The sequence below is a fragment of the Pukyongia salina genome (genome assembly GCF_002966125.1).
GTDB lineage: Bacteria > Bacteroidota > Bacteroidia > Flavobacteriales > Flavobacteriaceae > Pukyongia > Pukyongia salina.
Map to the genome: position 1 here is coordinate 2,633,293 of NZ_CP027062.1, position 11,708 is coordinate 2,645,000.

Genomic DNA, 11,708 nt, shown 5'->3' on the forward strand with positions numbered 1-11,708 from the left:
TTTAGCTCTAATTATTCAAAATTTACCGAGATGGTATCTCTGTATTCTAATCCGAAAAGCGACGAAGCACTTCCTACAGTACTTGGATTACTCTTATAGATAGCGAGTTCCAGGTATTCGCCCGAATTCCATAGGGCTAGTTTTTTGCCGTCCTCTTCCCGCTTTTCGGGTGGTAAATCGAAGTTGATGGCGTCGCTGTAATTATTAAAAACCTCGGTAAAAGTGGCTGTTCTCGCCATGATCTTATAGCTTCTGCCTTTCCCGATCTTATCAAAGAGGCTACGCGTAATATTGCTCACCACGTTTCCGTAGTTATCGATATAGATAACATTCCCTATGATCTGGCTGGCTTCCGGGTTTACCACGGGTCGTATCCCTGTGAGTTCTTTTATCGTGTCAATTCCTTTCCCAATAACCTCTAAAGTGCCGCCCCTTGCAATATGGCAGGCAACTTTCACAAAAACGTCCAGTACTGGAAAATTACTTTCTATCCTGTCATGGATATTTATCTCCACGATCTTTTCTGGTTTTATTTCTGAAGCGAGCATCGATATGATCCCGTTATTGGCACAAATAAAATAATGCCCGTCCAGATACACCGCAACATGTTTGTTCTCCGGAGTAAGCCCGGAATCGATACCAATAATATGAATGCTCCCTTGTGGAAAACTCTTGTAAGCATTCTGAATAATATAGGCGGCTTCGGTAAGGTGAAATGGTGATATTGAATGGGAGATGTCAACAATACGAACATCTTCGAGCTCGCTGTATATAGCTCCTTTTACCCCACCTACAAAGTGATCTTTCTCTCCGAAATCGGTTGTGAGGGTTATAATTGGCATGCAGTTAATTGTTGATATTTTGTTAAAACAACTCCCACAAAAATAGGGTACTTTTGCGACTAGAAAAACTATATTTACACTAAGTACACAATCCTAATAAATAAAACCGCTTTTGAACGAACTCATTATCGAATTAACTGAAATTAGCCCTCGCGATTTTTTCGGACTTCAGAATGCTAATATCGATCTTCTTAAGAAATATTTCCCCAAATTAAAGATTGTTGCCCGCGGCAGTAAGATAAAAGCGTATGGCGATGAGGAAATACTTGAAGAATTTGACACTCGCCTTACTATGCTCCTGGAGCATTTTGCAAAATACAACAAGCTCGACGAAAATGTGATCGAGCGGGTACTACAAAGTGATAACAGCGATGATTATCAAACCTCTGCTGCCAGTGGAGAAGTTTTGGTTCATGGAGTAAGTGGAAAACTTATAAAAGCTCAAACAGTAAACCAACGCAAATTAGTACAGCTAACCTATAAGAACGATCTTGTATTTGCCATTGGTCCGGCGGGAACAGGAAAAACCTATACGGGGGTAGCTCTTGCTGTTAAAGCGTTAAAAGAAAAACAAGTAAAACGAATCATCCTCACAAGACCAGCTGTGGAAGCAGGAGAGAACCTGGGATTCCTCCCGGGCGACCTGAAAGAAAAATTAGATCCGTATATGCAGCCCCTGTACGATGCCTTGCGCGATATGATTCCTCATGAAAAGCTTGACTCACACATTGAAAAGGGAGTTATCCAGATCGCCCCACTTGCATTTATGAGGGGAAGAACTCTGGACAACGCCTTTGTGATCCTGGATGAGGCACAAAATACTACCCACGCACAAATGAAAATGTTCTTAACCCGTATGGGTAAGAATGCTAAGTTTATGATCACAGGTGATCCTGGACAGATCGACCTGCCTAGAAGGGTGATCTCTGGTCTAAAAGAAGCACTGCTTATCTTAAAAGATGTAGATGGTGTGGGTATGGTATATCTGGATGATAAGGATGTGATCCGTCACCGCTTGGTTAAAAAAGTAATAGCCGCCTACAAGGCCATAGAAAACAGAAACTGATGACGAATACCATCACCGACACTCATTTTAATTTTCCGGGTCAAAAGAGCATTTATAAAGGAAAAGTTAGGGAGGTCTACCGGCTGGAGAACGACTTGCTGGTTATGATCGCAACAGATCGACTAAGTGCATTCGATGTTGTAATGCCGAGAGGGATACCGTATAAGGGACAGATATTAAACCAGATCGCCACCCGAATGATGCGTGATACCGAAGACCTGGTACCTAACTGGCTGCTCGCCACACCAGATCCCAATGTGGCAGTTGGCGTAGCCTGCGAGCCCTTTAAAGTAGAAATGGTGATCCGCGGATACCTTAGCGGTCATGCTGCCAGGGAATATAAAGCAGGTAGGCGCTTATTGTGCGGTGTTTCCATGCCGGATGGAATGATAGAAAACGATAAATTTCCTGAACCAATTATTACCCCGGCAACCAAAGCCGAACAAGGCGATCACGATGAAGATATCTCCAGGGAAGAGATCCTCCGTCGAGGAATAGTTACAGAAGAAGATTATTTACAGCTGGAAGATTATGCGCGTAAATTATTTCAAAGAGGGACAGAGATTGCAGCCCGTAGAGGGTTAATTCTGGTCGATACAAAATATGAGTTTGGCAAAACCAGGGAGGGAAAAATTGTACTTATCGATGAGATCCATACGCCAGACTCCTCTCGTTATTTTTATGCAGATGGTTATAAGGAACGTCAGGAGAAGCGTGAACCACAAAAACAACTTTCAAAGGAATTTGTACGACAATGGTTAATCTCCAATGGATTCCAGGGGCTGGAAGGCCAACAACTTCCCGAAATGAGCGACGATTATATAGAATCGGTCTCCGAACGATATATTGAGCTTTACGAGAATATTACCGGAGAAACTTTCGAAAAAGCCAATGTGACGGATATTCAAAATCGTATCGAAGGCAACGTAAAGGCTTATCTTTCCTCATTATAAAAAGTCTCGAGTAGAAAAAATATAGTGTAGGTCGATGTAATTAGTATTTCACCGATTATCAACGATTGTTTTGGATTTAAATTCTAATTTTAGATTAAACTAAAACTAATCGATTATGAAAAACTTTCGACTTCCTATTTTACTATCCATTTTGTTCTGCTCCTATATTGCGATGGCTCAAAGCCCGGTAATAGATCAGGATAATCCAACCAGACAAGTTATAAACGACGACCTTGAAGTGATTGGCTCACTAGGGGTGGGTATAGACACCCCAGCCAATCAGGCTTACGGTTTCGACACTATTATCATGCGGGAAAACAACCTAAGAGTTTACTTCGACGACACCAGTAACACAGCGAGTTTCCCTAATAACGACTGGAGGCTTCAGGCAAATGATAATACTAACGGGGGTGATAACTATTTTGCAATACAGGACGCTACCGCAAACGTGATCCCGTTTCGTGTGGATGCAGGTGCAACGGCCAACTCCCTTCGCATAGAATCGGGAGGGAATGTAGGCATTGGGATCGCGAATCCTGTGGTAAAATTGCATGTTTTTAATCAAGATACACCAACGATCAGACTAGACCAGGTTGGCGGTTTTGGAGATTATAAGTGGGATGTTGCGGCTAACGAGACAAATTTTTTCATTAGGGATGTTACCGGTAGTAGCCGCTTACCTTTCAGAATTCGTCCGGGAGCACCCACAAGTTCTCTGGATATAGCTAGTTCGGGAGCTTTAGGGGTTGGCACCTCTACCCCAAATGCATTCACGTCTTTAGCATTAGGAGCTACAGATCGCGGACTGCAACTCAACCGATTAACAAACGCCGAGCGAAATACCTTAGGGACCAACCTGATGACGGAAGAGGGGGTAATTGTTTACGATACAGATGACAAACTTACCTACGCATGGGATGGAACACAATGGAACCCTGTTGGTTTGGATACAGACGACCAAACCGTAGATACTTTTCAATTAAATGGAAACAATCTCGAACTCTCGCTGGAAGATGACGGAGTTGCAGTTAACACAGTCGATCTATCAGGTTATCTCGACAATACAGATTTGCAGGATCTAGACCTTACCGGAAATACTCTTAGCCTTACCAACGATGCAACTACTGTGGACCTTTCAGGCTATCTCGATAACACCGATAATCAGGATCTTTCCCTAACTGGAAATACCCTTAGCTTAACTAACGACGCTACTACGGTAGATCTGTCAGGCTACCTGGACAATACCGATAACCAGGATATTTCCGGATCATCTTTAGTGGGCACAGATCTCACGATAGGGATTAGCGGAGGAGCTTCGGAAGTGGTGGATCTTTCATCTCTGGACGATTCAGGAACAGATGATCAGCAAATTTCATTGGCTGGAAATACCTTATCGTTAGAAGATGGTGGAAGTGTGGATCTATCAGGTTATCTCGATAATACCGATGAGCAGCTACTAGGTTTTGCACTCAATAATAATACGTTAACCCTGGTGATCACCGATGGGAATACCCTTATGATCGATTTTACTCCTATGCTGCAGCCTTTAGTAGATGAAAATGCAGCACAACAGGCCCAGATCGATGATCTCATAGCCAGAGTGGATCTATTGGAACAATGTGCCTGTACTTTACGTGTGCCGGACAATATTCAGGATCCTAACAGACCGGTTTTATTTCAGAATATCCCCAATCCATTTGATAATACAACCTCGATAGGTTACTACATCCCAATTACCTATTCAAATGCAAATATTGTGATTAGCTCCACAACCGGACAGCTTTTAAATAATATTGCGGTAGAAGTGAAAGGTGAGGGCAGTATTGAAATTGGGAAAGCCAGTCTTCAATCTGGAATGTACTTTTATACCTTGTTTGTAGACGGGAAAAAGATCGATACCAAGCGTATGATCATAGAATAAATTCAGTAAACAGATTAATGATCTCAGGCCTTTCGGAAACGGGAGGCCTTTATCTTTCCTTAAAATTGAAGTTGTACACATAACCAAGGCTAAGGTCTGTAAAATCTGCCTGGCCTCCGTTGGCGTTAATATGGATTCCGAAGAAAATATTATGAATAGGCTCCTTACTAGTATCCCAGAGATAACATTTCAGGCCCATTCGTGCAGCCAGGGTTTTCTTGAGTCTGTACTTACTGTCGAATTCACCCAGCATGAAATTAGGCGGGATCTCCCTGGGTGTATTATCCCATCCCTGATTGATACGCCAGTCGATCTGATATGCCGGCTTGTGAAGATTTACCCCCAGCTGTACGTTAAATCCAACGTGATTCAGCATAAATTCCCCATTAGCGTGAATTCCAAGATTAGATGCATTCCACCATGGATTATTTGTAAACTCTTCAAATTCTTCACCGGGTCGAACCAAAAATTCTTCATCAGCAATATAATCGTAATAGTGCTCGTAATAGCGATAATAGAAGCCAACCCCTACTTTAAACATTCCATTTAACACCTTCCCATATTCACCGGAGATGGTATAAACACCACGTTTATCGTTGTAAGCAAGTGACAGTACATTTATTCCGAAGCCACCATAAAAACTGATATAATCGTTTACTCTTCTCTTAAGATCGGGAGTTTGCGTGAGTTCGCGTGAGGCAGACGAATTTGTATTCTTAATATCAGCCGAAAGGCTCAATAAGAACGAGTTATAACCTTGGTTTGGTAAGCGTGTATGTCCGTTGGAATGATGAAAATATCCTAAAGCCACACGCCAGTTCATCTCTCTGGATCTAAGGAACTCATAATGCATAAAGGCTCTGAAAGACCAGGTTAATTTTGTTGATACGGCCTGATTTCTGGGATTGTTCATCTCATCATAGGTCTTTGTAAAGTAAGAACCGCCAATACCAACTTGCGATCGTAAACGCTTGCTATTAAATATGCCAAATTCTATAAAAGGTAATAAGGTGAAGGCGCCTCCCAGACTATCTTTATTCCCAAAAGAAGTATAGCCAAGGGATATACCCGTCTTTGGGCCTTTCAGCCGCCGGGCCCATTCACGAGGATTTTTACTATGATCCCATCCGAAGTTCAGCAGTACTTGAGTTTGTAGATTCCTGTCTGGAAAAAACTCGTTGGATTCGGCAGTAAAGCCTACCATGATCTCGGGGGTGAAAACGAAGGAGGAATTATTTTCGGTATTGTTCTCTTGAGAGATCAATTGAACCGTGAAAAGAAATAAAATGACGGTTAGTAGTTGTTTCATTCCTTTACAAAGGAAAACAATTGATACGAATTTTAAAATTTAAATTACATTAGCTTCTTCATGTACGACTACTTCATCGAAATTCTCGACAACTTTATATCGGAAGCACAAAGCATTGCCTGGGGTTTACCCTTACTTATCCTGCTTATAGGTGGAGGGTTGTATATGCTGATACGAATAAAATTTCTCCCATTCAGATATTTGGGCCATGCTATTGCGGTTCTACGAGGCAAGTACGATAATGAGAACGATAAAGGAGAGATCACGCATTTTCAGGCACTAACAACGGCTTTATCCGCTACGGTGGGAATGGGCAATATCGCTGGAGTAGCAGTTGCCATTGCCATTGGTGGGCCTGGTGGGGTGTTCTGGATGTGGGTGAGCGCGGTTATTGGGATGTCGACCAAATTCTTTACCGCTTCTTTGGCGGTGATGTTCCGAGGAAAGGATAGTAATGGTGATTTGCAGGGAGGACCTATGTATTTTATTATGGAAGGCCTAGGAAAGAACTGGAAATTCCTGGCCGTAATTTTTAGTGTGGCCGGCCTTGTAGGGGCTCTACCTGTTTTTAATGTAAATCAGCTTACCCAGGCTGTCAACGACCTGGTGTTAAAACCTGCCGGGATGTACACAGGATTTAATAGTAACCTCACCATTGGGATAATTCTGGGGCTCATCACAGCTATTGTGATCCTGGGCGGCTTAAGTAGAATAAGTAATACCGCCTCAAAACTGGTTCCGGGAATGGTATTGCTGTATTTCGGCATGGTGGTGATCATTTTAGCAGTTAATTTCGAAGTACTACCAAAATATCTCAGCCTGATCTTTACAGATGCCTTTACGGCCAATTTCTATAAAGGAGATGCTTTTCTGGGTGGGGTAGTAGGAGGTCTTCTTTTACTGGGAATCAGGCGCGGTGCATTTTCTAACGAAGCGGGTATAGGTACGGCACCTATGGCACATGGAGCGGCCAAAACAAACGAACCCATACGTGAGGGTTTGGTTGCCATGTTAGGGCCGGCAATAGATACACTGGTGATCTGTACCCTTACAGCTTTGGCTATATTAGTGACCGGAGTCTGGGAAACATCCAGTGCAAACGGGGTGTCGTTAACGGCCTCTGCGTTTACGCAAACAATGCCGCAAATAGGAAAATACCTGCTGTTATTGTGCATCGCCGTTTTTAGCATTTCCTCTCTGTTTTCTTATTCTTATTACGGAACCAAGTGTATGTCCTTTCTTATAGGAGCTAAAAGAGCTACGTATTACAATTATATTTATATTCTAAGTATAATCCTTGGTGCAACAACAGATCTAAATATGATGATCAATCTTATTGATACCTTCTTTGCAGTTATGGCCGTTCCTACCATGACAGCCACTATTCTTCTGGCCCCAAAAGTGATAAGGGAAGCCAAGCGTTACTTTGCAACTTTAAAGAAAGGCTAAGGATTATTTTGAAGAAAATGATCTAGTTTTTCTGTGAATTTTCGGGCTCCCTCTGCATTTAAATGGTTGTGGTTGAGAAAATCCTTTACCGTGAACTCTGTACAGTCTGCTTCACAATTGAATACGCGTACCTTGGGGAATCGCTGTTCGACAACTTGTAAAATACTATCTCTTCTTTTCAGTATATGGGTGTTTCTCTTCTCCTTGTAAGTTTTATAAAGTGGAGTAGTGATAACGATCACATTCAGGCCCATAGTTTCAACCTCCTTGATCATGTTTAAAAAATAATTTGAATTGTGCTCAAAAAGTTCCCTATTTTCTGAAGCGCGAACAACAAAATCAAGTTGGGCTATCTTTTCTTCATCAAAATCATTTCTACTGAAAGCACCTTCGTGACAGTTAACATTGAATCCAAATTCGTTAAATACATCCCTTACTTCATTCGAAAAGTACTCCTTATATATCGCATCGGAAAAGAACGGTGGATTGGATATATAGATCAAGTGATCTTTAAACCACACCTTACGGTCAAAACAATTTACCCCGTAATACTCCAGGTATACATTGTTCTTCCAGAATTCTCCGTCATTGTGTGGCAATTCTAAATGTGCGTAGGAGAGTTCGATCAGCACGGTGTTGAGAAGAGGCATTCGATCTTTCAATCCTCTTAATATTTTAAGGTCTGTGTTGTGGTGCTGACTCGTAGACGCCAGATTTATTGATGGCCTTGAGAGCCATTGGGGATTAACAGCATCTTTCATTTGCGAAGACCCGAGCACCATCACCTCCAGGTTGGCGCTTTCTTTCTCGAGATAGTTACCTATATATGTATATCGCATCGGAAGGTTTCGGGTTACCATTTCCACAGCAATACAACCCATGATCACTGGGATAAAGAACAGTATAGCTTGTATGGCAAATTTCCGAAGCATATTAAAACTGAAAATAAATAAAGGTTTTTAAAGGTTCGTAGAAACGAATTAATAAAACTATCATTATATAATATAAGGTCCAACGCATCCATCTGGGCAAGTGAGCATTTAAGTTCTGAAGCGGGAATTCTTTTCTTCTTGTAGCTAATTCGGCCCCGATCATCAAGATAAGGAACACTATCTTCACACCTATTAACAACGATAATTGTGGATCCTTCGCTAAAGTGAAAATACGTTTTAGAATAAGCCAGGCGTCGTCAATATTTACAGCCCTAAAAAATATGCTGGATATGGATGTAAGACTGAAGAAGTAAATCAAACTAAGCCAGCGAGGTTGTGCAGGTAGCATTCGCGCAAGAGTTTTCTTAGATCTTCCCAGCGGTATCCGTTCCATGGCCAGGAGCAGTCCGTTAAAGACCCCAAAACAAACAAAAGTCCAGTTCGCACCATGCCAAAGCCCTACCAGGGTCATTGTAATAAGGAGAGCCGAGATTCGTGCCCAGGTGGTTATTTTCTTATTTCGCTTTACAATGGGGAGATAGACGTAATCTGTAAACCATTTGGTAAGCGTTATATGCCAGCGCTGCCAGAATTGCGTCATACTTTTCGCCAGGTATGGCAATCTAAAATTGATATGCAGCTTGAAACCAAAAAGGCGCGCCGTTCCTATGGCGATGTCGGTATAGCCTGAAAAATCGCAATACACCTGAAACGAAAATAATATGGCTGCATAGCACAGGCTAATAAAACCATAGCCCTCCGGATTATCAAAAACCATGGTTACCGCGATCCCCAGTTTATCTGCCACGAGTATCTTCTTGAACAGTCCCCATAATATTTGGCGCAGACCTTCCTTCGCTTCAGTGATATCAAAATGGCGCTGCTTTTCAAATTGAGGCAACAGAAAACTGGAACGCTCTATAGGTCCTGCCACTAGTTGTGGAAAGAAACTCACATAGCAAAGGAAGTTTAATAGGTTGCGAGTAGGTGTGCATTTGTTCCGGTACACATCAATGGAGTAACTCATGGTCTGGAAGGTATAGAAGCTAAGCCCTACGGGTATGATCACATTCCAGATACTGAACTCTCCAGGCAGTAGGTTGGTAGAGAACAAAGAATGAAACCCGTCCAGAAAAAAATTGAGATATTTAAAGGTAAAGAGTATCCCCAGGTTCCAGAACAAACTGAAAAAAAGCCAAAATCTCCTGACACCTTTTTTGCTTGCTGCAGCAATGTATCGAGCTGCGATAAAATCGATGAGCGAGCTCCCAATTAACAGCGATAGGAACCGCCAGTCCCACAAGCCGTAGAAAAGATAACTGGCAACCAGAATTAGTATGTTCTGGGAAACTCGGCGCTTACTGCCAATGATCCAGTACATCGAGAATACAATGACCAGGAAAACTCCGAAATCCAGCGAATTGAATAACACCTAAGGGCTTGTTTGTGAGCTAAGATAAAAAAAGGCTTCCATTATGGAAGCCTGTAACTAATTTCTTGCAGATAAAGCCTAATTAATCAAAATAACTAAAGGTTTCATCCTTCTCAATGCGCAGTAAAGATTCGTAGATAAGCTTGATCACGTTTTCCACATCACTTTTATGAACCATTTCTACAGTGGTATGCATGTAGCGTAGTGGCAGGGAGATCAGAGCACTTGCCACACCCATATTGCTATAAGCAAAGGCATCTGTATCTGTCCCGGTGGCACGCGATAATGCAGCACGCTGAAAAGGGATCTTATTTGTTTCGGCTGCGTCGATGATTAGATCTCTAAGTTTTTGCTGTACGGCAGGAGCGTAAGCGATCACCGGTCCGTCACCAATTTTTGCAAGTCCCTGCTTTTTCTTGTCAATCATTGGGGTAGTGGTATCGTGAGTCACATCGGTTACTATAGCCGCATTAGGTTGGATGCGTTCGGCAATCATTTGTGCGCCTCTTAGTCCGATCTCTTCCTGTACAGAGTTGGTGATATATAGTCCAAATGGCAATTTCTTTTTGTTCTCATGGAGCAATCGCGCTACTTCGGCGATCATAAATCCGCCCATTCTATTGTCGAGGGCTCTGCACACAAATTTATCCTTGTTCAGAATATGAAATGTATCCGGGTAAGTGATCACACAACCCACATGTACGCCCATTTTCTCCACTTCTTTCTTATCCTTGGCACCAATATCGATAAAAATATTTTCCGGTTTGGGCGGTTCCTCTTTCGCGCGACTTCGGGTATGGATGGCCGGCCAACCAAATACACCTTTTACGATCCCTTTTTTGGTATGAATATTAACCACTTTCGAAGGGGCTACCTGGTGATCGCTTCCTCCGTTTCGGATCACATAAAGCAGGCCGTTATCGCTAATGTAATTAACGTACCACGAGATCTCGTCGGCATGACCTTCTATAACTACTTTGTATTTCGCTTTCGGATTAATGATCCCAACGGCAGTACCATATGTATCGGTTAGAAACTCATCCACATAGGGTTTCAGGTAATCCATCCAAAGTTTTTGCCCATCCCACTCATAGCCCGTTGGAGAGGCATTGTTAAGGTATTTTTCGAGGAAGGTTAAAGATTTTTTATTCAGTACAGACTGTGCCATAAATAGTATTTTTCAGAAAAACCAAAATTAGCAATTTATTAATTAGTGGAGCGTTTCAATTTATGTAATTTTGGAACGATTTTAGAGTAACAGATTATTGGCACGTGAAGAAAATTCAAAAAATAAAAACAGTGGTGATCCTGTTCCTTGTGATAGGGCAGTTTAGCTATGCTCAGGACTTGCAGGAATTTACGCAGACCAACAAGGACAGTGTGGAAACTTTCTACTATATCATAGAAGGGGATACTATCCCAAAGGAGTATATAGATCTGGAAGAGGTGGTGCTACTCAATAAGCTGGAATTCAATTCGAAGGAAGACCGGCGTCGCTATCTCATTCTCCGAAGAAAGACCCGGAAGGTGTATCCATATGCGAAACTGGCTGCGGAGCGGCTTACTACTATGACGGCGCGTATGAAGACACTCGAAAAGAAACGCGATCGTAAACGGTATACCAAAAGGGTACAGAAATATATAGAGGAGGAATTTTCAGAAAAACTAAAGAAATTAACCCGCACTGAAGGTCAGATCCTGGTGAAGCTCATCCACAGGCAAACCGGGCGTACTGCTTTCGATCTGGTAAAGGAGTTACGTACGGGATGGCGGGCATTTTGGTATAATACAACGGCCAGCATGT

The 11,708-nt window shown here is 42.3% G+C and carries 10 protein-coding genes (1 of these 10 running past the window's edge); 5 read left to right on the forward strand and 5 right to left on the reverse strand.

The annotated features are described in order from the left end of the window. Positions 1 to 11 precede the first annotated feature (11 nt). On the reverse strand, positions 12 to 842 hold the full coding sequence (locus tag C5O00_RS11845) for an SAM hydrolase/SAM-dependent halogenase family protein (protein WP_105217063.1): 831 nt from the start codon (positions 840 to 842) through the stop codon (positions 12 to 14). A gap of 112 nt (positions 843 to 954) precedes the next feature. On the opposite strand from C5O00_RS11845, the gene C5O00_RS11850 reads away from it, so the two are divergent. From C5O00_RS11850 to C5O00_RS11860, 3 genes are all read left to right on the forward strand, one after another. Continuing rightward, a complete protein-coding gene (locus C5O00_RS11850; RefSeq protein ID WP_105217064.1) occupies positions 955 to 1,908 on the forward strand; it encodes a PhoH family protein in 954 nt (317 codons plus the stop codon). Next, positions 1,908 to 2,861 carry a phosphoribosylaminoimidazolesuccinocarboxamide synthase gene (locus tag C5O00_RS11855; RefSeq protein ID WP_105217065.1) on the forward strand — a complete coding sequence of 318 codons (954 nt, stop codon included), beginning with the start codon at positions 1,908 to 1,910 and terminating at the stop codon, positions 2,859 to 2,861. Before C5O00_RS11850 ends, C5O00_RS11855 begins: the two co-directional genes overlap by 1 nt. A 115-nt stretch (positions 2,862 to 2,976) precedes the next feature. Continuing rightward, on the forward strand, positions 2,977 to 4,782 hold the full coding sequence (locus C5O00_RS11860) for a T9SS type A sorting domain-containing protein (RefSeq protein WP_105217066.1): 1,806 nt from the start codon (positions 2,977 to 2,979) through the stop codon (positions 4,780 to 4,782). A 49-nt stretch (positions 4,783 to 4,831) separates the two neighbouring features. On the opposite strand, the gene C5O00_RS11865 is transcribed toward C5O00_RS11860, so the two are convergent. Further along, a complete protein-coding gene (locus C5O00_RS11865; RefSeq protein ID WP_105217067.1) occupies positions 4,832 to 6,091 on the reverse strand; it encodes an acyloxyacyl hydrolase in 1,260 nt (419 codons plus the stop codon). A 60-nt stretch (positions 6,092 to 6,151) separates the two neighbouring features. Between C5O00_RS11865 and C5O00_RS11870 the strand changes: the two genes are divergently transcribed. Beyond that, entirely contained in the window at positions 6,152 to 7,540 is a 1,389-nt protein-coding gene (locus C5O00_RS11870) for an alanine/glycine:cation symporter family protein (RefSeq protein ID WP_394342088.1), read from the forward strand. Here C5O00_RS11870 and C5O00_RS11875 read toward each other — a convergent pair. The 3 genes from C5O00_RS11875 to C5O00_RS11885 all read right to left on the reverse strand — a co-directional run bounded on the left by C5O00_RS11875 (position 7,537) and on the right by C5O00_RS11885 (position 11,072). Then, positions 7,537 to 8,472, reverse strand: a complete 936-nt coding sequence (locus C5O00_RS11875; RefSeq protein WP_105217068.1) for a hypothetical protein — start codon at positions 8,470 to 8,472, stop codon at positions 7,537 to 7,539. The genes C5O00_RS11870 and C5O00_RS11875 overlap by 4 nt on opposite strands. Position 8,473: 1 nt before the next feature. Next, positions 8,474 to 9,904 carry an MBOAT family O-acyltransferase gene (locus C5O00_RS11880; RefSeq protein ID WP_105217069.1) on the reverse strand — a complete coding sequence of 477 codons (1,431 nt, stop codon included), beginning with the start codon at positions 9,902 to 9,904 and terminating at the stop codon, positions 8,474 to 8,476. Positions 9,905 to 9,986: 82 nt separating this feature from the next. Then, positions 9,987 to 11,072: a M42 family metallopeptidase gene (locus C5O00_RS11885; protein ID WP_105217070.1), complete on the reverse strand. Its 1,086-nt coding sequence runs from the start codon at positions 11,070 to 11,072 to the stop codon at positions 9,987 to 9,989. 113 nt (positions 11,073 to 11,185) lie between these two features. Here C5O00_RS11885 and C5O00_RS11890 point away from each other — a divergent pair, with 113 nt between their 5' ends. After that, positions 11,186 to 11,708, forward strand: the 5' portion of a protein-coding gene (locus tag C5O00_RS11890) for a DUF4294 domain-containing protein (protein WP_105217660.1). Its footprint extends 176 nt past the window's final position; the window shows 523 of its 699 coding nt (coding positions 1-523); its start codon is at positions 11,186 to 11,188; its stop codon lies off the right edge, out of view.

What these genes read in the sequence shown, in the direction of transcription:
- C5O00_RS11875 (WP_105217068.1), bottom strand. Translation starts at nt 8,472, where the DNA reads ATGCTTCGGAAATTTGCCATACAAGCTATACTGTTCTTTATCCCAGTG.
- C5O00_RS11855 (WP_105217065.1), top strand. Translation starts at nt 1,908, where the DNA reads ATGACGAATACCATCACCGACACTCATTTTAATTTTCCGGGTCAAAAG.
- C5O00_RS11860 (WP_105217066.1), top strand. Translation starts at nt 2,977, where the DNA reads ATGAAAAACTTTCGACTTCCTATTTTACTATCCATTTTGTTCTGCTCC.
- C5O00_RS11870 (WP_394342088.1), top strand. Translation starts at nt 6,152, where the DNA reads ATGTACGACTACTTCATCGAAATTCTCGACAACTTTATATCGGAAGCA.
- C5O00_RS11845 (WP_105217063.1), bottom strand. Translation starts at nt 842, where the DNA reads ATGCCAATTATAACCCTCACAACCGATTTCGGAGAGAAAGATCACTTT.
- C5O00_RS11865 (WP_105217067.1), bottom strand. Translation starts at nt 6,091, where the DNA reads ATGAAACAACTACTAACCGTCATTTTATTTCTTTTCACGGTTCAATTG.
- C5O00_RS11885 (WP_105217070.1), bottom strand. Translation starts at nt 11,072, where the DNA reads ATGGCACAGTCTGTACTGAATAAAAAATCTTTAACCTTCCTCGAAAAA.